Genomic DNA, 22913 nt, shown 5'->3' on the forward strand with positions numbered 1-22913 from the left:
ACCCTATTTAGATTATCATCTAATTAGATGGTAATCTAAATAGTGAGGAGGAGACCTTTTGCAATTAAGTAAACAGGTAGCTTTTCATAAAACGATGGGTGATGCTACCCGAATCAAGATTGTCTATTTACTGGCATCTGAAAGCTTACATGTGGGAGCCATTGCGGGAAAACTGGGACTCACTGCCCCGACAATATCCCATCATCTAACGAAACTGAAAGAGTGCAATCTTGTTTATTCACGAAGAGAGAAGAACACGGTTTACTACTATTTGAATAAAAAGGTTTTGAGTCATCATGGAAATGTTCTTCATCAGTTTGCTCAGGAAGAGAAAGGGGAAAATGTGATGTCAGAGAAGTTATTGAAAGAAAAACAGAAGGTAAAGAATAATTTCCTTGAGAAAAATGGACGAATCAAAAATATTCCTTCTCAACAAAAAAAGAAATTATTTATATTGGAACATATGGTGGAAGGATTAAAGGTGGGAGAAAAATATAAGGAAAAAGATTTGAATGAATATATTCAACAATTTCATGAGGACTTTGCAACCCTGAGAAGAGAATTTATTATTCATCAGTTTATGTATCGGGAAAATGGCATATACGAAGTGAACCCGAGGGAGATGTGGGCATCGTCAAAACTGTATGAGAAATAGCAAGGAAGTAAAAGGAAGAGCAGGAGGGATCTCCTGCTCTTCCTTTGGATTTAACCGATGGTTTGTTGAATACTTTCTTCAAAGCTAGGGTAGAGAACACCTTTTTCCGTTATAATGCCTGTAATCAACTCATGAGAAGTAACATCGAAGGCGGGATTATAAACAGGAACGTTTTCTGGTGCAATCAATGTTCCACCTACTGTTGTGATCTCTTCCCGGGTTCTTTCTTCAATCGGAATCTCATTACCGTTTCGGATTGAAAGATCGAATGTGGAGGATGGAGCAGAAACATAAAAAGGAATATTGAAGTGTTTACACAGAATGGCAAGCATGGACGTTCCGATTTTATTTGCGGTATCCCCATTGGCAGAGATGCGATCAGCACCAACGATGACTGCTTCTATACCTTTTTCTTTCATTGTATGAGCCGCCATGCTATCGGTGATGAGGGTGACGTCAACTCCGGATTGTTGTAATTCCCAAGCAGTCAGTCGTGCCCCTTGCAGAACGGGCCGCGTTTCACATGCGTAAACCTGAAAAGCTTTTCCTTTTTCTCTTCCTAAATGAAATGGGGCTAATGCCGTCCCATATTTACTCGTTGCAATGGAACCTGCGTTACAAATGGTCATCACCTTATGTTTGTCCTTCAATATACTTAATCCATATTCTCCTATTAAACGACATACTGCCTCGTCTTCTGCATGAAGTTGGATTGCAGCATGGAGTAAATTGGTTTTGGCTTCATTAACCGAAGATATATGCTCTAATACCTTTTCCAGGCGATTTAAAGCCCAAACCAAGTTGACTGCAGTAGGCCGTGATTCAATGAGGTATTTCTTGTCCCGATGAAAGAGGTCCATGAATTCTGCTAGGGTATTCGCTTCATACTGACAGGCTGCTTGGGCTAATCCGTAAGCCGCCGTGATGCCAATAGCAGGAGCCCCTCTCACTTTTAGGGTGATAATCGCATCATAATAATCTTCAATGGTCGAGAGTTTATTGTATTCCACTATGTTAGGCAGTTTTTGTTGATTTAGAATCAGTAAATAATCTTCATGCCACTCTAGTGAAGTTGGAATTGTAAGTGTTTGTGTCATGTCAATCTCCTTTATTCATTAAGAATGTGACTGTATTAAGGATATGAGTCCCTCAATGGACTGGATCTGTTTGCGTTTCACGATCAGTTCTTTTCCAAGAGCTATGCAAGTACGTTTAGCTTTTATTCTTTGTTCCTGATCAGCGATGCTCTCCAAATCTTCAACATGAGCAAGGCCAATGGTTCTTCTGATACATTCACATCCTGCAAAGCCGATGCTGTCCTGAAAGCTTTTCTCCAATACATATTCAAGGTAGCCATTTACTTTCGTGTAGGCATCTCGGCTTTCCATCCAATGTTTGGAGAACGTCGTAGAGAAGACGTTCCAGGTATTCTGGATGTGATGGAGAATCGTATCCTTCTCTTCAGGTTTTGAAACCGCCTGGAAGATGAGGTTTGCAATGAATTGTCCAATGTCAAAGCCAATCGGTCCATAAAAGGCGAACTCGGGATCGATCACTTTTGTTTGGTTCTGATCTACAAAGATGCTACCAGTATGAAGGTCTCCATGCAGTAGCGCTTCCCCTTCAGTCAGAAAGCTCTTTTTCAATTTTGCCACCTCAAGCTTTACAGTGAAATCTTCCCATAATTTTTGAACATCTTGAGATAACTCTTCCTCAAATTCATTGGTTTCACTATTGAAAAAAGGATCAGTAAATACGAGATCTTCAGTAATTTTGCATAGCTCAGGATTTGAAAATTCTTTCACGTATTCCTTTTTCTTGAAAGGATGAAGGGCATAATCAGATGTGAAATACAGTGTATTGGCTAAAAAAGTTCCGATGTCTTGGGAGAGCTGTGGATACTTTTCCCCTTTGATAAGGCCTGCCCGGGCAATCGTCAGTGCACTCAAATCCTCCATTACCGTAATCGCAAGTGCAGGATCTGAGTAGTACACTTCAGGAACCAGATCCCCTACAAATGATCGTTGAAGCTTTAGAGCACCGGCTTCGATTCTTGCCCGTTCGATTGTCAATGGCCAACTTTCCCCTACAACCTTTGCATAGGGAAGTGCTTGCTTAATAATGATTCCTTTACCTGTTTCACTCTCTACTACATGAAATACCAAGTTTAAGTTGCCGTCTCCTATTTCTTTACATGTCAAGAGAGTTCCATCTTCAAAAATTCTTAAACGAATGGCCAGCACAATTGCCGACTGTTCAGTTAGTGGTTGATACGTATTGAGTTTAGTAATTGCCATTTTCGTTCCTCCTTTTAGTACACCCTTATGAGTACAGTGTTATGGAGGCTTTTCCGTGGCATTAGAAAAGCCTCTTTCCATGTTCGAAAGAGGCTTGAAGAAGGTATCTTCGTCGCCTCTTATCTCTCAGAAAGATAATCTTTCTGTTGGAATTAGCACCGTGCCTTACTGGATTAGTCAATCCGGCGCTTACTGCGCCCCGTTTTAATACGGTATTATGGTCGGTTGCTGGGCTTCATAGGGCCAAATCCCTCAGCCAGCTCTTGATAAGAGTTGCGTACGCTATTTAATTAAACTTTCAGAATGTTCCATATGAATTGAATGGTACCATTGAAGTATTTTCCATGTCAACGGTTTTTTTAAAGAAATAACCTTTCTAATAAAAATCCGGTCTTCGATCCTGAAATATCGGAATCTGTTTTCGGACTCTTTCTACTTCATGTAAATTGATTTCAGCTGAAACCAATTCTTCCGTTTGAGATCCCTTTGAAAGAATTTCTCCCCAGGGATCAATGATGAGGGAACAACCGCCGAATTCATTGTTCGGGTCACTGCCCACACGGTTGCAGGCGATTACAAAGCACTGATTTTCAATCGCTCGTGCCCTTAAGAGGGTCTGCCAGTGATCAATTCGTGCTGCTGGCCACTCTGCTACGACAAAAACAATCTTGGCTCCCAATAGTACATGTTTTCTGAACCATTCCGGAAAACGAATGTCGTAACAAATCAATCCTGCCATCTCTGTTTCTTGAAGGGTGAACATGCCATCTTCTTGTCCAGGAAGTAAATAATGATGTTCATTCATTAGCTTGAAAAGGTGAAGCTTTGAATACTGTTTCACCAACCTGCCATCGGAATTCGCAACTAAAAGTGTATTGCTCACCCCATTCTGTGTTTTGTTTGCCACAGAACCACCTACAATGTGAATGGAATATTTCTTTGATAGAGAAGTCAGGAAAGAAGATGAATCTTTCGCACCGTTATCAGCGATGTCATCCATTCTTGTAAGGTCATATCCAGTCGTCCAAAGCTCAGGCAGCACAACTGTATCACAGCCGTCATTCTTCGCTTTTTTAACCCATTGTTCTACTTTTTTCTTGTTTTCTTCAGGGTTTCCGAACACAATATCCATTTGTGCGAGACCTATCTTTTGAATCATTTGCTTCACCTCATTATAGACTTTTGGAATTTATTCCTTTACATTCTTTATTTTCCGTTATATCATTTGTGACTAGAATTTGAAAGTAATTAATTTTCAAAAAAATGTAGTGGGTGAGTATATGAAAACCTTTAGTAAGGCAAAACGTTTAGATTTATTACCTGAACAATTTTTCGCATCCCTTGCAAGTACAGTGAATGCGGTTGTGGAAGAGGGACATGATGTCATTAATTTAGGGCAGGGAAATCCGGATCAGCCGACTCCTCCACATATTGTGGAAAAACTGACAGAAGCAGCTGCTTCACCATCGAATCATAAATATCCTCCATTCCGTGGCTTATCGTCATTTAAAGAGGCGATTGCCGCCTTCTACCTCCGTGAATACGGTGTAAAAGTAGATTCGGAAACAGAGGTAGCTGTGCTGTTCGGAGGAAAGGCAGGTTTAGTTGAAATTCCTCAATGTTTATTGAACCCTGGTGATGGTGTATTAGTGCCTGATCCTGGTTACCCGGATTATTTATCCGGGGTAGCATTAGCAGAAGCCCGCATGATCAAAATGCCTCTCCGTGAGGAAAATGGATTTCTACCTGATTATCGAGAACAGTCTCGTGAAGAGTTAGAAAGTGCAAAGTTAATGTTTCTTAACTATCCTAATAATCCTACTGGTGCGATCGCTACAACCTCATTTTTTGAAGAAACAGTGAAACTTGCCGATCAGCATGATATTTGTGTTGTACATGACTTTGCCTATGGAGCGATTGGGTTTGATGGACGGAAGCCTATTAGCTTCTTGGAAACAGAAGGAGCCAAGGATGTTGGCATAGAAATTTATACATTATCGAAAACGTATAATATGGCTGGCTGGAGAGTGGGGTTTGCAGTGGGGAATAAGAGTGTCATTGAAGCGATTAACGTCCTTCAAGACCACCTATATGTGAGTCTGTTCGGCGCCATTCAAGAAGCGGCTACCACCGCCCTTTTAAGCTCGCAGGAATGCGTGAATGCATTAGTTTCAACATATGAAGAAAGAAGAAAACTATTAATCTCTGGTCTTCAGGAAATAGGGTGGGATGTAAAAGCTCCACAAGGTTCCTTCTTCGCCTGGTTAAAGGTGCCTGAAGGATTTACATCCGTAGAGTTCTCAACCTATCTACTTGAAAAAATCAAAGTCGCTGTTGCTCCGGGTGTTGGCTTTGGAGAATTCGGAGAAGGGTATGTACGTGTAGGTCTTTTATCCACAAACGATCGGATAAAAGAAGCGATTTCACGTATAGAAAGTTTAGAATTATTCCACAAAAGGGATTGACATAAGCTGAAAATGGTGCAATAATCCAACTGAAATAATGAATAATGAAATTCTTATCAAGAGCAGGCGGAGGGACCAGCCCGATGAAGCCCGGCAACCGACTTATTTAAGCACGGTGCTAATTCTTGCAGCTATATGGCTGACAGATAAGAAAGAGTGACGAATTCAAACCTCTTCTTATCTGGAAGAGGTTTTTTGTTTGCAGAGCTGATGAAATCAACATGCGGCTAAGAGTAGCTTTTTTTTCATAAGGAGGCAATACGACAATGAGTGAAGTGATAGCAACCTATCAACTAAAGGGAAAGAGCGGTTCATTCGAGAAAAAGGCAGAGGGGATTGCCTTGGGATTGACGGTCGGTTCATGGACGGACTTGCCGCTTCTGGAACAGGAACAATTGAGCAAGTACAAGGGGAGAGTCGTTTCCGTGAAGGAGTGGGAAGGCGAAGATGGTCCCCGGGGTGAGGTGCAGATTGGATATCCCGGGTATAACTATTCAAATGATATCCCAGCCATTCTTACAACGGTATTCGGTAAGCTTTCCCTGGATGGCGAAGTGAAATTAGTAGATTTAGAGTTTTCGAAAGACTTAAAAAAAACCTATCCTGGTCCACGATTTGGAATTGAAGGGATCAGGGAGTTAACAGGGGTACATAAAAGACCGTTGTTAATGAGCATCTTTAAAGGAGTGATCGGCAGAGATCTCACCTACCTGGAAAATCAATTAAGAGCCCAGGCTCTAGGCGGAGTCGATGCAGTAAAAGACGATGAAATTTTATTTGATAATCCACTGACACCCTTTTCTGAGAGAGTCAGCTTAGGGAAAAAAGTGCTGCACGAAGTGTTTGAGGAAACAGGGAAGAGAACGTTGTATGCAATTAATCTGACAGGCAGAACATCACAATTACGGGATAAAGCAAGAAAAGCAAAAGAGCTTGGAGCACAGGCTCTATTATTCAATGTATTTTCTTACGGCCTCGATGTTCTCCAGGAATTGAGAGAGGACAATGAGATCGCATTGCCGATCATGGCCCACCCTGCCTTTGCCGGGGCTGCTGCAGCATCTCCTGCATATGGTGTGAGCTACTCTTTATGGTTAGGTAAATTATTACGAATGGCCGGAGCCGATTTTTCACTATTTCCATCACCATACGGAAGTGTCGCATTAGAGAAGAGCAAAGTTCTATCCGTAAGCCATGAGTTAACGAAGGAAGATGCCCACTTGAAAAGGGCATTGCCAGTACCTTCAGCCGGCATTCATCCCGCACTTGTTCCGCTTTTGGTGAAAGATTTCGGTATAGACTGTGTCATTAATGCAGGAGGGGGCATTCATGGTCACCCTGACGGAGCAAGTGGAGGAGGAAAAGCATTCGTTCAAGCTATCGATGCTGTTTTAAAAGGAACGTCTCTCAATGAGGCGGCTGAAACTCATGGTGAACTTCGCAAAGCCCTATCCCTATGGGGAGAGGAGGTAAAGGTGTAGTGGGTCATCCAATCATTTTCTGTGATTTTGATGGAACGATTACAGAAACAGATAATATCATCTCGTTGATGAAAACCTTTGCTCCCCCAGCATGGGAACCTATCAAAGATGACATCTTAAATCAGTCGATTTCCATTAAAGAAGGTGTAGGCAAGTTGTTTTCACTTATTCCTTCATCCCAAAAAGACGAAATGGTTCAGTATCTATTAGATACTGCTGTCATACGTGAAGGGTTTAAGGAATTTGTAGACTACACAAAAGACCATGAGATTCCTTTGTATATCGTTAGTGGAGGAATTGACTTCTTTGTTCAACCATTACTAAAAGAATACGGGCCTTTTAATGGAGTTTTTTGTAATGAAGCAAGCTTTAACGATTCGGCCATAACGATTCATTGGCCACATCCATGTGACGATCACTGTGAAAGTAAAGGATGTGGATGCTGTAAGCCTTCTATTTTGAGAACATTGTCATTAACAGAAGACACGAAGGTCATTGTGATAGGGGACTCAGTCACAGATATCGAAATGGCAAAGCTTGGAGATACTGTGATCGCCAGAGACTATTTGGCCTATACATGCGCAGAAAAAGGTATCCCCTATCATCCGTTTGAATCCTTTCATGATTGCATGGACGTCATTGAAAAAGGAGTGAAAATATGAATCCCTATCAATCGGAGTGGGAAGAACTCGCTGATATCAAAAGAGAACTGGCAGACAGGGACTGGTTCATGGGGACGAGTGGAAACCTTGCGATACGAGTGAGTTCTTCCCCTGCTACCTTCCTGGTCACGGCAAGTGGAAAGGATAAACGAAAGCACACAAAAGAAGATTTCCTCCTAGTGAATGCTCATGGTGAGGCCATTGAGGATACTCACTTAAAACCATCAGCCGAAACACTGCTGCACAGTCATATCTTCAAAGAAAGCTCAGCAGGTTGCAGCTTACATGTCCATACTGTGGCGAATAATGTAATCAGTGAACTGTATGGGGATGAAGGTATCGTCACATTTAGAAACCAAGAATTAATTAAAGCGTGGGATAAGTGGGAGGAAGATGATTCTTTATCCATTCCCATCATTCGTAATCATGCTCATATACCGACGCTTGCCGAGGAGTTTCAGTCCTTTATTAAAGCAGACAAAGGGGCGGTGCTCATTCGGAACCACGGTATCACAGTATGGGGACGAACCGGTTTTGAAGCTAAGAAACTATTAGAAGCTTGTGAGTTTTTATTTCAATATCAACTCACTCTTTTATCTTTAACGAACACGAGATCAATTACTAAAGGAGGAGTCAGATTATGACGACAATCAAAATCCAAGGGAAGAACCAAGTCATTGATAATCAGGAAGAGGTAGTGAAGTATTTAAGTGAACAAGGAGTCATTTATGAGCATTGGAATATCGAAAAACTGGACGAAGGATTAAGGGACCAATTCGCTTTAACTGAGGATGATAAATCGGAAATCCTGTCTGTTTTTAAAGAAGAGATTGAAGATATCTCAGAACGAAGAGGGTATCGGTCCTGGGATGTAATTTCCCTTTCAGAGAGTACACCAAATCTTGAAGAGCTTTTAAAGAATTTCCAACAAGAGCATCATCACACAGATGATGAAGTCCGTTTTATAGTAAACGGCCATGGTGTATTTGTCATACAAGGTAGCGATGGTGATTTCTTTGAAGTACATCTAAATCCTGGTGACTTAATTTCAGTTCCTGAAAACATTCGCCATTATTTTACATTAAGTGAAGATAAGAAAGTAGTGGCTGTTCGTATTTTCGTCACTAAGGAAGGCTGGGTCCCAATCTATTAATATATGAGGATAGACAAAGAGTAGAATCTTTAGTCTATCCTCTAATTTTATTGACGAGGAATTTTTGACGAAAAATGTCTAATTTAGAAACATTACTAGTAATTTTGTCTTGTTTTGCGAATCTATTTACTTTTCTGATAATACTTGGGATAATGCTCAAGTAATGATTTTACTTAATAAAGACTAGGAGCTAAAAAAGGAGTTTACAAGAAATGGGTCGTCTATTAAAAAAGAAATGGTTATTAATGAGAATCAATCAGAAACGTTCAGAAATGATTTGCCTTGGAGAGAATTTAGGCCTATGTGCAGATGAAACCGTTCGGTGCAGCCAGCAATTAGATCAGCTATTGAACGACTATGAAAAGTGCACAAATAAAGTTGTACCATTTACCCTCCAGGAATCATCAAGTGAATTTGGGCATTACATTAAGAGCTTATTAAAGCGAACTGCTTCGTGACTACACAACATGATTTTCCTCAACATTCAAGGTTTACAAAAGAAACGAATCTCCAACAATCTCCACATTTAAACTAGACAATCAATCTAATTTGTCGTAATTTCTAAAAGCAAAGGACGGTACGCTACAAGCGTACCGTCCTTTGCTTTTTAACTAGTGACCGGTCTATTTGACAATAACAGGGTTTATTTGTATAATGTTTTGAAACTGAGATATTTAATTTTTAAAGGAATGAATGCCATGAGTAAAACTCAAGATACAAAACAATCATTAAAGCTTTTCATTGTCCTTTCAAGAGCTTTCAAAGCCTTAAATGAAGAGATAAATAAAAACATCCAGGAGAACGGCTTAAACCCTACCGAATTCGCTGTTCTAGAGCTTCTTTATCATAAAGGAGATCAGCCCCTGCAGCAAATTGGCGGGAAGATTCTATTAGCCTCCGGCAGCATTACGTATGTAGTGGATAAGCTTGAACAAAAGGGCTATCTTAAGCGTAATGCTTGTCCAAAGGACCGTCGAGTTACCTATGCTCAAATAACAGAGAACGGCAGACAGTTAATTGAAGAGATTTTTCCTAATCACGAAAATCGAATTCATGAACTCATGTCAGCTCTATCTCCTGTTGAGAAGGAAGAAACGATTGAAATGTTGAAGAAATTAGGCTTATCGATTAAAGACTTGTCGTATTAAGTTCGACTCTTGTGCCCCGTCTATTATTAGACGGGGTTTTATATTGTCTTAAAATTTCTTTGCTTTGACTTCGCCACCATCCGGTATTTGTATCTGCAATTCAATTCTTGTGATAAAAGGATATTATCTATTACTAGTCGAATAACTATAATCGGGAATATTTTATGAGGAGGCAACATTATGAAGTTTGAACAATTTACATATGAAAGGCCCAACTTAGAAGAGATTAAACCTGTTTTCCAACAGTTACTCGGAAAATTTAAGGCCGCGCCCAATGTACAAGAACAGATGGATGCGATGAAGAAACTGAATGAAATACGTCTCAGCATCGATACAATGCAAAATATATGCTATATTCGGCACTCTATCGATACCAATGATGAGTTTTACAAAGAAGAACAAGATTATATTGATGATATGATGCCTGAGGTTCACGGGATGGTAACGGAATATTATCGGGAACTTGTAAATTCTCCATATCGTAAAGAGTTAGAAGAGAAGTGGGGAAAGCAGCTATTCGACCTGGCAGAAAGTGAAATGAAGACTTTTTCTCCTGAGATCGTCAATCTTCTGCAGAAGGAAAATAAGTTATCTTCCCAATATACAAAGCTCATGGCGTCTGCAAAGATTCCATTTGAGGGAGAGGAAAGAACATTGGCTCAGATGGGCCCTTTCACACAATCTGTCAATCGGGAAACAAGAAGAGAAGCCGCTCAAGCGACCGTTGCTTTCTTTGAAGAGAATCAAGAAGAGTTGGATCGTCTATTTGATGAGTTAGTGAAGCTGCGTCACACAATTGCTACTACTTTAGGGTATAAGAACTTTGTTGAATTAGGTTACTATCGTATGACGAGAACGGATTATACACCTGATATGGTAAGGGTTTTCCGCGATCAAGTAAAGGAGCATATCGTTCCTCTTGCTACAGAACTTAAAGAAAGACAAGGAAAGCGCATAGGGATTGATTCGATGAAGTTTTATGACGAAGGCTTTAAGTTCACTTCCGGAAATGCGGTTCCTAAGGGAAGTCCTCAGTGGATCATTGATAATGGCAAAAAGATGTACGAAGAATTATCACCGGAAACAAAGGAATTCTTTGGTTTTATGATCGAACATGACCTCATGGATTTAGAAGCGAAGAAAGGAAAAGCTGGAGGTGGCTACTGCACGTATATTGCGAACCATGAGTCTCCTTACATCTTCTCGAATTTCAATGGTACCTCAGGAGATATTGACGTATTGACCCATGAAGCAGGTCATGCGTTCCAGGTGTACTCAAGCAGGGGATTTGATATTCCTGAATATATTTGGCCAACGTATGAAGCATGTGAAATTCATTCTATGAGTATGGAATTCTTCACATGGCCATGGATGGATTATTTCTTCAAAGAGGATACTGATAAGTATCAATTTGCACATTTAAGTGAAGCGGTGCAATTTCTTCCTTACGGTGTGGCAGTTGATGAGTTCCAGCATTTTGTGTATGAGAACCCTGAAGCTTCCCCGTCTGAACGGAACGCCGCATGGAGAAAAATTGAAAGGGAATACCTTCCCCATAAGGACTACGATCATATTCCGTATTTAGAAAATGGGGGGTTCTGGCAGCGTCAATCCCATATATATAATTCTCCATTCTATTATATCGATTACACATTGGCTCAAATTTGCGCGTTCCAATTCTGGAAGAAAATGAATCTTAATCGTGAGGAAGCGTGGAATGACTATGTTGCCCTTTGTAAACTTGGGGGAAGCCTTTCATTCACAGGGCTTGTAGAAGCAGCCAAGCTCGATTCTCCGTTCCAGGAGGGGACAGTTGAGAAGGTCATTGAACCGATAAGACAATGGTTAAATGGAATAGGTGATCAATCTTTATAAAATAAAGTAATAGGGCAGCCGCATTTTATGGCTGCCTATTTTGTATGGGTTCTTCTACAATTCCGGAAGAATTATGTTCTTTTGCTTCTGATTTTCTCTGCTTGTACATAAGGTGAAGTAGAAGGTTGTCAGAGGTGATGGGTATGAAAAAATTAGCTGGGTCATTTCAAATCGCTGCTGTATATGTTGGTACCGTTATAGGAGCCGGATTTGCAACGGGAAGGGAAATTGTAGAGTTTTTCACCCGGTTTGGCTTTGTCGGGTTTATTGCGATTTTATTAAGCGGGTACTTATTTATTACAATGGGAACGAAGATTATGCTTAAGTCCCATGATATTAAAGCAAAGTCCTTTGAAGAATTTAATGAATATCTATTTGGAAAATGGTTTTCAAAGTTTATGAATATCGTCATGATGATTATGCTGATCGGGGTTTCCGCGGTAATGCTTTCAGGAGCAGGGGCTGTTTTTCAAGAGCAGCTTTTGCTACCAAAACAATTAGGGATTCTGCTGACTATTGGATTGGGATTCATCACGATGATGGTGGGGATTAAGGGACTTTTTGCTGTGAATACATTCGTCGTTCCTCTTATGATCGTCTTTAATCTTTTTTTGATGATTCATTCTGTTCGCGACGCTGGATTTTTAGACGCATTTCTTATGATCCCGCATGCTGAGGATGGGTGGAAATCTGTGGTTGCCCCTTTTTCATACGTAGCCTTTAATCTTGCCATGGCACAGGCTGTTCTCGTTCCTGTTGCCGGTGAAGTGAAAGATCGGGAAACCATTAAGTATGGAGGTTACCTTGGCGGCTTTTTCCTTACGCTGATTCTAATTTCCAGCCATATTACTTTAGTCATGATCCCGGATGTGACACAATACCAAATTCCAATGGCCGTGGTTATGAAATCCTTTGTTGCCGGTTTTTACTTAATTTATATTGTCATCATTTATGGTGAAATATTCACTTCCGTCATCGGGGGAGTATTTGGCCTGGAGAAACAATTATCGAATTACTGGAAGGGCACATCTATAATGACCTTTGCAGGTATCTTCCTCGTGATCTATTCTTTAAGTTTTTTTGAATATAGCGAACTATTGTCGTATTTATATCCACTCTTTGGCTACATGAGCTTATTATTTATCATCCTTCTCTGGATGAAACCCAATAAATAATTGTCTGGAGGAGAGTAAAAAGCGGGTCTAGAGTTCATGTTAATAAAGACTAATGAAAAAGGAGTGGCGAATATGACACAATCTAAACACGAAAAAGAAAGACAGTGGAATGTAAGAAAACAGGAACAGCATCCTCATGGTAAAGTATCTTCCTTCAAGGAGCTTTCTGAAGGGAAAAAGGGAAAAGAATAAGAAAAAAACGGATGCTTCGGGCATCCGTTTTTTCTTGGGTCCCATTACTCTTCTCTATGGTGATGGTAAGAGTCACTTGTCTTATATTTTTCAGGGAAATATTTATTCCTCACTTCATCCTTATCCCAATCTGTTTGTCTGCAGGCTGCAGCCAGTTCATCCAGATGTCTCATGATGTACTGCATGTCGAGGTTTTGGAGGCTGACATAGTCGATTCCTTCCAGAATATAGTCTTTAAACGTCCACACCATGCGCTTCGTTTCTTCGCTATTATTTTCCCCTATCATTCTCAGTGAACGCAGAATTTCGGCAATTATGGATATATCCTGCTTCCCGTAATGCCTTAACTGGTAAAAGCTTCGGTATAAATAATCTACAAAGGTCGGCTGTTCCAATATGATTCGCACATTGTTTTCTTCATCTGATAAATATGAGCTTGGAAGCTTGTGTTTAGCAAGTTTCGATAAAATGATCCCGATTTCTTCTATGCAGTTTTTTGCGGTATTCGGGTCATTGATGGCGGGGGAAATGGCTCTCAAGGCTATTTCAACCAGCTTTCTTATCCCGAGTTCAATGTCTTCCATGGGCTCTTTGTCTGGCCCAAGTACGAGGTATTCCAAGTAATCTTCTACATCTATTTCTTTATTCGCAGTCCATGCCGTCATGATAGGAGTACCTTCAAGTAAGTATTCACCCGGTGTTTTCACCATTCGGATAATCGCTTTATCTTTAGCAGCTTTATTGATCATTCCTTCTATATCGATCTGCTGTAAATACCCCGATCGCTCACTATACACATAAATGGGTTCCGTATCGTTAAAAAGTGACTCATTCAAGGTTGAAGGCTCGTCTTTAATGGCATTCTTGCTATATAAATAGCTATTATCAATTTTTTTATTCGTTTTGATTGTTATATTATGTATTAAATTACTTACTTTCACCCAATTGGAAACATGGTGAACAAAGTAGACGAAAACAAATAAACAAATAATCGCCACTATACCGGCAAAGGCCGAAGAAATATATAATTTTTGTCCGGATTCATCTTGAAGGAGAACTAATAAAGTGATGCAGTAGACCACACCCGATACAAAAATGGCGAGAACCCGCTGAGTAGGACGGTCATTAATGAAATTCTGTAGGGTCCTTGGTGAATATTGGGATAAAAAAGTGGTTAACACGACCATAATCGTTGAAAAGGTAATCGTCGTCATCGTCATGATCGATGACGCAATCGTACTGATGATGGTCATGGATAAATCAAAATTCGAGAACAAAACCTTTGGAAACAAAGGATAATCATGCTGACTTAACCACCAATCAAAATAAAAGGTGAGTAGGGAAAGCACTAAAGAGACGAGTGAAAATAAAAATGGTACAAACCAAAAGCTTTTTCTTGCTTTGTTAACAATATGTATATTTAAATTCATGACTTGGTTCCACCTTACAAAACAGTATGCTATAAGAATATCCTCAAAGCCGTTTCTGTAAACCTTTTCTCTGTTTGTCGAATCCCATTATAAAAAGGTGGAGTAACGTTCTCCACCTTTTAGAAAATCGTATTATGCTTCCACTATTTTATAGTTTTTATGATTAACAACCGTTTTTTCTTCCAGTTCAAGGTCGCGGTAGTTTTTCATATACGTCAGATCAACGATGACTGAGTTTTCATTAACTTTCTCTACAATTCCTTTTAATCCTTCTCTAAATTCAATCACATTTCCAATTTCTGCTTTTTTCATCTGAGGTCGCTCCTTTTTGCCAAAATTCTACAAACAATTACTAATATTTTGACGTAAACTCAATAAAAGGTAAAGAGTTTTCTAAAAATTTAATTAAAAAATTAGTCTTGAGCTTTACAACCTTTTAAAACTACAATAGAGACATTCAGGATGGAGGTTTGGATATGAGTGAAACAGAAATTCTTGAACAACTACATTTATTGCGTACAAGAGAAATTGAAGAAATAAGAGTGATGAAAGAAGACTTTCTTACCTTTCGATCTTTACTCGTTAAACAAGAGGATTTTAAACAGTTTCGTGGAGTGGCTCAGCATGGCGGGAATATTCTTTATCACTATTTAGATACACCAAGAAGTTAGAAAAGCGGGGGATGAGATCCTCCGTTTTTTTTGTTCATATCTAATATATGAAGCACTATGGTATTTTAGAATGTTCTTTCCAGACTACAAAGAACGGACGGTGGTAACCATTACCTGATGAAATTCTGTTCATTCGTTGTTATCTTAGTGGGGAGCGCTAATTAGGAGGTAGAAATATGATTAAGAAAAGCTTACTAGTAGGGATTGCAGTACTTTCCATTGTTTCATTCTCTACTCAAACTATTGCAGCTAAAGGAGTACACACTGTTGAAAATGGTGAGTCTCTTTGGGATATAGGTAAAGAGAAATCTGTATCTGTCCTTCAACTAAAAAAAGAGAACGATTTGAAATCGAATGAAATTCATCCAGGTCAAACGTTAGCAATACCAGGAAATGAAGTAACAGCCGAAGATCGTGAGTTACTGGCAAAACTGGTTCATGCAGAAGCTAAAGGAGAACCATATGCAGGTAAAGTGGCTGTCGCAACGGTTGTTTTAAACCGAGTGGATTCCTCTGAATTCCCTGACTCTATTAAAGAAGTAATCTACGAGGTAGCAAACGGTCATTATGCCTTTTCTCCGGTTCAAAACGGTCAAATCAACCAAGCGCCTTCTCAGGAAGCGAGAGACGCTGTTCAAGAGGCATTGGCTTTCAGAGGTCAGGGACAAGGTTCTCTCTTCTTCTATAATCCTGTAACATCCACGAGCGAATGGATTACCAATAGAGAAACATTGCTTACCATTGGAAAACACCGCTTCGCAAAATAATCATTACGCAGAATTTCTCTCACTATCAAAATAGCGTTCGGATACTTTTTTCTTTTCTCTACGTGGAATTAATAGTAAAATAGAGTAAAGAAGAAGAGGTGATGTTGATGAATGGGACCATTGTGGCTCGAATTGAAACGGTGCGATGGAAGATGATACAATCAGGTATTCGTTTTGGGCTGAGCAGTCCAGTCACCATTCAACTCAGTAAAGAGTTGGACGCCTTAATCAATATTCATCAGCGTAATGTTATAAATCAAACTACCCAAAATAAGATAGTACAATAAATAAAAGGATTAACCTTGGAATGTCTCGGCATTTTCACAGGTTAATCCTTTTCTATATGTCTTTGAGAAGGTTGAGGGCCATAGGAAAAGGGTATCCTCTTTAGGAAGAATAAACAGTAAATCGCAAATGAAAATAATTAAAGATAAAGGGAGATGGCAAGATTGAATGATAAAATTGTTTGCATAACAGGTGGAGCGAATGGGATCGGGAAAACGCTGGTTGAAGAATTTGCGAAGCAAGGTGCAGTTGTTGAATTTATGGACATGGATGGGGATAAAGGGGAGGAATTATCCCTGCAGCTCAATTCAAAAGGCTATTCAACACGGTTTCATGAAGTGAATGTAGGGGTCTATCAACAGGTAAAAGATGTTTTTTCAAAGATTAGGGAAGATCATGGAGTGGTGGACGTACTTATTAACAATGCAGGAGTTTCGAAGTTCATGTCCTTTTGGCAGATGGATCCCGGGGAATGGGACAGCATTCTATCTTCAAACTTAAGTAGTGTCTTCTATTGCAGTAGAGAGGGGGCCGCTTTAATGAAGAACCGGGGTGGTTGCATTATAAATATGGCCTCTACCAGAGCTTCAATGTCTGAACCGGATACGGAAGCCTACTCTGCAACAAAAGGGGGCATTGTGAGTTTGACTCATTCAATGGCAATCACATTGAGTGACGTGGGGATCCGAGTGAATTCAATAAGTCCCGGTTGGATTCAAACCTCTGATTATGATTCATTACGGGACAAGGATCATGACCAGCATCCTTCGGGCAGAGTGGGGAAACCCGAAGACATAGCAAGGGCATGCTTATTTCTTGCTCACCCTGATAATGATTTCATTACCGGGGAAAACTTAGTGGTGGATGGTGGTATGACAAGGAAGATGATCTATGAACATTAATAAAGATGAAACAAGAGTAATGGCCTTTCTCTTGTTTTTGACAGATGATACTACCCATTTCTCAAAAAGGCAATATTTATTACACCAATTAATAAAACAAAAATTAAGCTGACAACCATCTTTTAACACTCTCCGCTTCTCTTTTTTAACTAGAGTAAGGAGAGAGTATTAACACTGTACGGGGAATAGGATAAGTGTTTGTAAAGTTTGAATGAACATAGAAGAACTGCCGGTTACGAATCCAAGACACGGATGGTGACCGGCTTTTTACTGTCCAAATACATAAAGGAATATATTAACAACACACTATGGTATGATGAGTAAGGGTCTATTTTTAGAATATTTGCTAAATATTTACTATTATTTTAAAATTAATTGATAAATAGAGTTCAACATAAAGGGGGAGCAAAGATGTCAACTATACAAGACATAAAAAAAGAAATGAGCAAAGTTCTGATTGGAAGGGAGAAAGAAATCGACCTTCTATTGATTGCCTTACTTCAGGAAGGGCACGTCTTGCTCGAGAGCGTACCAGGAACCGGTAAAACATTATTGGCTAAAACTTTTTCACATTGTATTGAAGGGGATTTTAAGAGGATACAATTCACACCCGATGTATTGCCAAGTGATGTAACAGGCATTCAGTTTTTTAATCCTAAGACTCAAGAATTTGAATTAAGAACCGGACCTGTTGTCACGAATGTGTTATTAGCAGATGAAATTAATAGGGCTACTCCAAGAACGCAGGCAAGTTTACTTGAAGTGATGGAAGAGAAACAGATCACCATCGATGGAGAAACAGTGTCATTACAGCCTCCGTTCATTGTTGTAGCGACGCAAAACCCGATTGAATCACAGCAGGGGACATTCCCTCTACCCGCAGCCCAGTTGGATCGTTTTCTGTTGAAGATTCCATTTACATATCCAAGTTTCGAAGAGGAGCGCAGTATCCTTAATCGATTTAAATCTGCACAGCCTTTAAATACAGTAGAAAAGGTGATGAGCCTTGCTGAAATTCAATCTCTAACAAGTCTCGTTAAAGAGGTACATATATCTGAGGATATCGAATCTTATATTCTCCAGATCACAAGGGCGACAAGGGAGCATGAATGGGTTGAAGTAGGGGCTAGTCCACGTGCAAGTCTGGCTCTATTAAAAGCATCCCAGGCTCAGGCATTCATAGCGGGGAGGGACTTTGTCAAACCACAGGATGTCGTTAGTGTAGCACCATTTGTCCTTCATCATAGAGTTCAATTAACCATTGAGGCATCCCTTACTAAAACACCTGAAGAATTGATTGACAGAATCATAGAGATGACCATGCTGCCTGTGGAAGCGAGGCAGGCGCAGTGAACTGGAAGCGCGAAGTAGTCGAGGACCCTTATATTTCCATGAGTTTAGTGCTCCTTGTCATTGTCGGGGCAGTAAGCTTCTATGTACAATCGTATGTCGGATTGGGGATTTTCCTGTTGATCATTCTTTATTTTCGCGTTCATCAATGGTATCTGCTTAATGTTGGGGAGGGAGTCATGATTGAAAGATTACAACGAAGATTAAGGCTTCATTGTGACGAGGAAGATAATTGGGTGTTTAAGCTTGAAAACAAAGGGCTTCCCATTTGGGGAGCAACGTTGAAAATGACATTTAAAGATATTGTGGAGCCTACAGAACATCCATATTCATTAGGCATTGCGAACGAGATCGAGGTATCCATCCCATTCTCCATCCGAAAAAATGAAGAGGGGCAAATTTTGTTGCCGATCAAAGGCAAGAGAAGAGGTTTATGCCGTATAACCAATATGCACCTTGAGATTCCTCATCTTTTCGGAAGTGGTAAGGTTATCCTGAATCTACTCGATTCAGTTCCAACCACCATTATGGTGTTCCCCTCTTCATCCCCTGTCAGGATGGCGGAACATCAGCTTACTTTAAGGCAGGGGGATGTTTCTACTCCCCATTCTTTGTTCCATGATGTGTTCCATCCTGTAGGAACAAGGGGATACGTACAAGGAGATCGATTTCAGGACGTTCATTGGAAGGCTTCTGCACGAACAGGCGAGCTGCAAACGAAAATCTTCGCGCCATCTACTCAAAAAGAGTGGATGATTGCCATCAATATCTCTGATCGTTTTGCCATTACAAGCAAGTTGGAGGGGATCATCAAGCATACAGCTTACCTTATGCAACTTGCCGTGGAACAAAACATCTCTTTTTCCCTGGTCTTAAATGTGAGAACACCGGGAGTTACGCCTTACTATTATCTGCCGCCAGGGACAGGACGGAAGCACCGGCAGAGAGGGCTGGAGCTTTTAGCTACATTATCAACCGATGAATTCACCATGCCCTTCCACATTGTCCTCCAGCATTTGTATCTGCGCAGACTGGTACCTTCCGTTTTTATTGTTGCCGGTTCGCTTGGGTCAAGAGAAGAGGGGTTATTGCAAAATATTCGCAAAGGCCATCCACATATCTTTAAGCTGAGCTTAGAAGAAGAAGGAGTCGTCACATTATGGAATCGTTCGTTGAAACTTCCTTCCTAAAGAAACATAAACAAATGCTTTTTATTAAAATGGGGCTGTATGCAGGAATCGAACTGCTGTTTGTCCTGTTGGCCATTACGTTCCTATTTACAGGTGACGTCGTGTTGAATCAATACGTGCCTGCTTTTGCGATGATGTTGGTGTTGGTACTGGCTTACATGGCCATATCCCTTAAAGTGCAGAGCTTTAATCATCTTCTGTTATATGCAGTGTTTGCCTTCGGGATTGGATCCGGAACCTTATTTTTCTCGGCATCCTGGTGGGTTTTACTTCCCGCTACGATCTTTCTGCACTTGAAGATCAGCTCTCATCTTCAGATCAAGGACCCATCAATTGAAATCAGCAGTGGCAACGTATTGATTTTTCTTTTTATCTCCGCTGTTTCTTTATTCTCGGGATCCCTCAGACAGTTGGAAAACACTTATCTGGTATACAGTCTGCTGTTTTTATTATTCACGTTTGTTGGGACCTTCACCTCGATTCAAAGGATGTTGGCCAGTGAAAGCAAAGGAGTAAAGAAGAGTATATATAAACCTTTTGTCCTCCTTCTTATGGTGTTTTTAAGCGGGGGGATACTTGCAGCTTTTAGTTCGGTGGTCAGCCGGGGATTCTATTGGCTGCTTGAAAAGGTGTTTTGGCTCTTCTCCTTTTTGGTTAACCCGATCTTTAGTTTATTGATTAAATTAAGGGATTTGATCATGGGATTTTTTGGGGGGGATTCGGAAAAAGGAGACGGAAATGAGGTTGTACAACAGGTTTATGATGAATCACAGCTGTCTACCCTGGGGGATGGACTTTCATTTTCATGGTTGGATGAGGCATTGCTAGCACTATTGGTTTGCTTTGCTTTCATTTATTTGGTTAAGAAAAGAAAAACGTCCATCCGCTTCTCACCGAGTGGGGGAACAACACCTGTCATGACGACCCGGGTAGCAGGAGTGGATGATACTCCAAATCAAAGAGAGCAGGTCGAATATTCTAAAGCAAGGGACGCAATCAGGAAATCGATGGAAATGTTAGAAGAAGAAGCTTACAAGAATAAAGTGGGCAGATTTCCGAATGAAAACGTCCAAGCTTGGTTCACTAGAATTGAGTTGGAGGAAAATGCCCGATTTTACTTTATTTACGAACGCGTGAGATATGGACGTGGAGTTCCGGAAAAGGATGAAGTCGACTTTTTCACAAGACAAATCCAGCAACACATCGAATACTTGAATGCGCGACATGAATGAAGCTGGTGCTCGAAGTTCTCCTTTCGAGCATCAGCTTCTTTAATTCATGATTCTTTAGGGTATGATAAATGTGAATATATGAGAGGTGAAGATAGTGCTGTTTCAATTAGAAAAAGTAATATTTAAAAAAATAATAAACATCGATCGCATGGAGATATCCTCACACAAAACAACCTGCCTCATCGGTGAAAGCGGTGCAGGTAAGTCCACCCTCCTGAAGTTATTAAATAAAATGAATATACCAGATGAAGGAAAGGTTTATTATAATGAGACTCCCTTACAAGAAATTGACCCTGTAAAACTTCGAAGAGAAGTAGTGATGATTTCACAAACCCCCTTATTATTCGGGGAAACGGTAGAAGAGAATTTGCAGAAGGGTCTTATGTTTTCAGAGAAGCCCCCTGCAAGTCGTGAGGAGCTCATGAAAACCCTGGAAATTGTAAAGCTGGATAAACCTTTGGATGGGCTTGCTGAAAGGTTATCCGGAGGGGAAAGACAACGCCTGTCCCTTGGCCGGGTACTATTGATGAAGCCAACTGTCTATTTATTGGACGAGCCAACCTCGGCCCTTGATGAAGAAACCGAGATCGAAGTGATGAAAAGCTTTATTAAGTGTACAAAAGGGCATGACGGGACCGTAATTATGGTGACTCATTCGATGAATGTTGCCGAGCAATATGGTGAAGAGACGATTAGCCTTTCAAAATAAGTGAAGGAGAGAATACTAGTGGAAAATGGAATTATTGATATAGAGCTGTGGAGATTTTTAGCTGCATATGTCTTTGTTCTTCTATTGTTATTTATTGTGAAGTGGCGGGGGATTTCGAGAGAGAAACAGATTATCCTTGCATCTTTTAGAATGACCCTCCAACTGATCGTCGCAGGATACATACTGACCTATATTTTTGACAATCCGAGTCCGTGGCTTACATTAAGTATCATTTTGATCATGGAAGCCTTCGCCATCAGGAATATCTTTAAACAAGTTAAATATGAGATGGATAAGAAACTGAAAGGGATTGCTGCTTTATCTTTACTTATCGGAACACTTATTAGCTTATTCTACTTTAATATGGTGGTGATTCACTTCTCCCCTTGGTATGAACCGAGATATTTCATACCCATTGCCGGGATGATCGTGGGTAATTCCATGACGGGCATCACATTGGGGATTAATACTCTATTAGGGGGATTAAAGGATCAAAGAGAAAAGGTAGAAGGTGCCCTCATGCTTGGAGCAACCCCTAAAGCAGCTTCCAAGACCTATGTAGACAATGCCTTTGATGCAGCGATTCTTCCCACTCTTAATAATATGTTAGGGATGGGAATCATCTTTTTACCTGGAATGATGACAGGGCAGATCCTTTCGGGGATAAGTCCATTAGTGGCCATCGAGTATCAGATTGCCATACTTTTAGGCATTGTGGGGAGCGTAGCCTTAACAGTCATCATCTTTATTTTATTAGGATATAAGCAATTATTTACGAAAGATGCCCAATTGAATGTTTAGATATTCTATAGCTCTCCCGTTCTAATCTAGTTTTTCTTGCATATGATAGTGAAAGAATGGTAGGAAAGGGGAGAGTTCTATATGAATTACCAAACAGAGCAGGCTCTAAGAGTGAAAAGTTTAGCCATTGATGTCATGGAAGAACTCATGAAAGAGGATGGTCAACATGGGGTGCAGGAATTAAAACAGCTCTCAGAATTATTCTCTCGCTGCATATGTGACTTAGTGAACGTATATACAAACACGTCTGAAGATCATGAAATGACACTGAAAGGCACGATCATAAAAGCGAAAATCGGCTACAATATCATGAAAGCTAAATCAGAAATCATAGAAAAAGAATAGTATCGCAATGACACAACTGACTCATACTAAAGATTCCATCTCCTAATCGGAATGGGGTGATGGGAGAGTCAGTTTTTATTTTGTAAAAAACATCTTGATTTTTACATAAATAGGTTCATAACAGTGGC

26 protein-coding genes and 2 riboswitches are annotated in these 22913 nt (G+C 40.3%); of the genes, 21 read left to right on the forward strand and 5 right to left on the reverse strand.

Features of this window, described 5'->3' with window-relative positions:
- Positions 1-58 precede the first annotated feature (58 nt).
- Complete coding sequence (locus tag Q1B03_RS08720) at positions 59-655, forward strand: metalloregulator ArsR/SmtB family transcription factor (protein WP_299740433.1); 597 nt, start codon at positions 59-61, stop codon at positions 653-655.
- A 50-nt stretch (positions 656-705) separates the two neighbouring features.
- On the opposite strand, the gene mtnA is transcribed toward Q1B03_RS08720, so the two are convergent.
- The 3 genes from mtnA to Q1B03_RS08735 all read right to left on the reverse strand — a co-directional run bounded on the left by mtnA (position 706) and on the right by Q1B03_RS08735 (position 4111).
- A complete protein-coding gene (gene mtnA / locus Q1B03_RS08725; protein WP_299740435.1) occupies positions 706-1752 on the reverse strand; it encodes an S-methyl-5-thioribose-1-phosphate isomerase in 1047 nt (348 codons plus the stop codon).
- A gap of 18 nt (positions 1753-1770) precedes the next feature.
- Positions 1771-2952, reverse strand: a complete 1182-nt coding sequence (mtnK, locus tag Q1B03_RS08730; protein WP_299740437.1) for an S-methyl-5-thioribose kinase — start codon at positions 2950-2952, stop codon at positions 1771-1773.
- 116 nt (positions 2953-3068) lie between these two features.
- Positions 3069-3225, reverse strand: a riboswitch (SAM riboswitch).
- Positions 3226-3328: 103 nt separating this feature from the next.
- Entirely contained in the window at positions 3329-4111 is a 783-nt protein-coding gene (locus Q1B03_RS08735) for a carbon-nitrogen family hydrolase (RefSeq protein ID WP_299740439.1), read from the reverse strand.
- Positions 4112-4232: 121 nt separating this feature from the next.
- On the opposite strand from Q1B03_RS08735, the gene Q1B03_RS08740 reads away from it, so the two are divergent.
- The 10 genes from Q1B03_RS08740 to Q1B03_RS08785 all read left to right on the forward strand — a co-directional run bounded on the left by Q1B03_RS08740 (position 4233) and on the right by Q1B03_RS08785 (position 13103).
- Entirely contained in the window at positions 4233-5417 is a 1185-nt protein-coding gene (locus Q1B03_RS08740) for a pyridoxal phosphate-dependent aminotransferase (RefSeq protein ID WP_299740441.1), read from the forward strand.
- A gap of 50 nt (positions 5418-5467) precedes the next feature.
- Positions 5468-5570: riboswitch (SAM riboswitch) on the forward strand.
- A 113-nt stretch (positions 5571-5683) separates the two neighbouring features.
- The gene (locus Q1B03_RS08745; RefSeq protein WP_299740443.1) at positions 5684-6898 is read left to right on the forward strand and encodes a 2,3-diketo-5-methylthiopentyl-1-phosphate enolase; all 1215 of its coding nucleotides are present in this window, start codon (positions 5684-5686) and stop codon (positions 6896-6898) included.
- The gene (locus Q1B03_RS08750) at positions 6898-7560 is read left to right on the forward strand and encodes a 2-hydroxy-3-keto-5-methylthiopentenyl-1-phosphate phosphatase (protein WP_299740445.1); all 663 of its coding nucleotides are present in this window, start codon (positions 6898-6900) and stop codon (positions 7558-7560) included. The genes Q1B03_RS08745 and Q1B03_RS08750 overlap by 1 nt, the downstream gene beginning before the upstream one ends.
- Positions 7557-8204, forward strand: a complete 648-nt coding sequence (locus Q1B03_RS08755; RefSeq protein ID WP_299740447.1) for a methylthioribulose 1-phosphate dehydratase — start codon at positions 7557-7559, stop codon at positions 8202-8204. Before Q1B03_RS08750 ends, Q1B03_RS08755 begins: the two co-directional genes overlap by 4 nt.
- Entirely contained in the window at positions 8201-8713 is a 513-nt protein-coding gene (locus Q1B03_RS08760) for an acireductone dioxygenase (protein WP_299740449.1), read from the forward strand. The genes Q1B03_RS08755 and Q1B03_RS08760 overlap by 4 nt, the downstream gene beginning before the upstream one ends.
- Before the next feature lie 212 nt (positions 8714-8925).
- Positions 8926-9171 (forward strand): aspartyl-phosphate phosphatase Spo0E family protein, encoded by a 246-nt coding sequence (locus tag Q1B03_RS08765; RefSeq protein ID WP_299740451.1) that lies wholly within the window; start codon positions 8926-8928, stop codon positions 9169-9171.
- A gap of 231 nt (positions 9172-9402) precedes the next feature.
- Positions 9403-9861: a MarR family winged helix-turn-helix transcriptional regulator gene (locus Q1B03_RS08770; protein WP_299741280.1), complete on the forward strand. Its 459-nt coding sequence runs from the start codon at positions 9403-9405 to the stop codon at positions 9859-9861.
- Between the two features lie 180 nt (positions 9862-10041).
- Positions 10042-11736, forward strand: coding sequence for a M3 family oligoendopeptidase (locus Q1B03_RS08775; RefSeq protein ID WP_299740453.1), 1695 nt, complete (start codon positions 10042-10044; stop codon positions 11734-11736).
- A 143-nt stretch (positions 11737-11879) separates the two neighbouring features.
- Positions 11880-12911, forward strand: a complete 1032-nt coding sequence (locus tag Q1B03_RS08780; RefSeq protein ID WP_299740455.1) for a GerAB/ArcD/ProY family transporter — start codon at positions 11880-11882, stop codon at positions 12909-12911.
- Positions 12912-12983: 72 nt separating this feature from the next.
- Positions 12984-13103, forward strand: coding sequence for a DUF6254 family protein (locus Q1B03_RS08785; protein ID WP_220154054.1), 120 nt, complete (start codon positions 12984-12986; stop codon positions 13101-13103).
- 44 nt (positions 13104-13147) lie between these two features.
- Here the strand turns inward: Q1B03_RS08785 and Q1B03_RS08790 are convergent, their stop codons facing one another.
- Positions 13148-14533 carry a DUF2254 domain-containing protein gene (locus Q1B03_RS08790; RefSeq protein WP_299740460.1) on the reverse strand — a complete coding sequence of 462 codons (1386 nt, stop codon included), beginning with the start codon at positions 14531-14533 and terminating at the stop codon, positions 13148-13150.
- Positions 14534-14665: 132 nt separating this feature from the next.
- Entirely contained in the window at positions 14666-14845 is a 180-nt protein-coding gene (locus Q1B03_RS08795) for a DUF2187 family protein (RefSeq protein ID WP_044337597.1), read from the reverse strand.
- A 164-nt stretch (positions 14846-15009) separates the two neighbouring features.
- Between Q1B03_RS08795 and Q1B03_RS08800 the strand changes: the two genes are divergently transcribed.
- The 10 genes from Q1B03_RS08800 (at position 15010) to Q1B03_RS08845 (ending at position 22785) form a co-directional block, all read left to right on the forward strand.
- Positions 15010-15204: a hypothetical protein gene (locus tag Q1B03_RS08800; protein ID WP_299740465.1), complete on the forward strand. Its 195-nt coding sequence runs from the start codon at positions 15010-15012 to the stop codon at positions 15202-15204.
- Positions 15205-15380: 176 nt separating this feature from the next.
- Positions 15381-15971, forward strand: a complete 591-nt coding sequence (locus Q1B03_RS08805; RefSeq protein WP_299740467.1) for a cell wall hydrolase — start codon at positions 15381-15383, stop codon at positions 15969-15971.
- A 107-nt stretch (positions 15972-16078) separates the two neighbouring features.
- Positions 16079-16258, forward strand: coding sequence for an aspartyl-phosphate phosphatase Spo0E family protein (locus Q1B03_RS08810; RefSeq protein ID WP_299740469.1), 180 nt, complete (start codon positions 16079-16081; stop codon positions 16256-16258).
- A 153-nt stretch (positions 16259-16411) separates the two neighbouring features.
- Positions 16412-17158 carry an SDR family NAD(P)-dependent oxidoreductase gene (locus Q1B03_RS08815; RefSeq protein ID WP_299740471.1) on the forward strand — a complete coding sequence of 249 codons (747 nt, stop codon included), beginning with the start codon at positions 16412-16414 and terminating at the stop codon, positions 17156-17158.
- A 411-nt stretch (positions 17159-17569) separates the two neighbouring features.
- Complete coding sequence (locus tag Q1B03_RS08820; RefSeq protein ID WP_299740473.1) at positions 17570-18511, forward strand: MoxR family ATPase; 942 nt, start codon at positions 17570-17572, stop codon at positions 18509-18511.
- Positions 18508-19698 carry a DUF58 domain-containing protein gene (locus Q1B03_RS08825; RefSeq protein ID WP_299740475.1) on the forward strand — a complete coding sequence of 397 codons (1191 nt, stop codon included), beginning with the start codon at positions 18508-18510 and terminating at the stop codon, positions 19696-19698. Before Q1B03_RS08820 ends, Q1B03_RS08825 begins: the two co-directional genes overlap by 4 nt.
- Complete coding sequence (locus Q1B03_RS08830; RefSeq protein WP_299740477.1) at positions 19668-20930, forward strand: hypothetical protein; 1263 nt, start codon at positions 19668-19670, stop codon at positions 20928-20930. Before Q1B03_RS08825 ends, Q1B03_RS08830 begins: the two co-directional genes overlap by 31 nt.
- 94 nt (positions 20931-21024) lie before the next feature.
- A complete protein-coding gene (locus Q1B03_RS08835) occupies positions 21025-21639 on the forward strand; it encodes an ABC transporter ATP-binding protein (protein ID WP_299740479.1) in 615 nt (204 codons plus the stop codon).
- 18 nt (positions 21640-21657) lie between these two features.
- Positions 21658-22440 carry an ABC transporter permease gene (gene fetB, locus Q1B03_RS08840; RefSeq protein ID WP_299740481.1) on the forward strand — a complete coding sequence of 261 codons (783 nt, stop codon included), beginning with the start codon at positions 21658-21660 and terminating at the stop codon, positions 22438-22440.
- Positions 22441-22521: 81 nt separating this feature from the next.
- Positions 22522-22785, forward strand: coding sequence for a hypothetical protein (locus tag Q1B03_RS08845; RefSeq protein ID WP_299740483.1), 264 nt, complete (start codon positions 22522-22524; stop codon positions 22783-22785).
- Positions 22786-22913: the final 128 nt, after the last annotated feature.

Source organism: uncultured Rossellomorea sp., from assembly GCF_947488365.1.
Lineage (GTDB): Bacteria > Bacillota > Bacilli > Bacillales > Bacillaceae_B > Rossellomorea.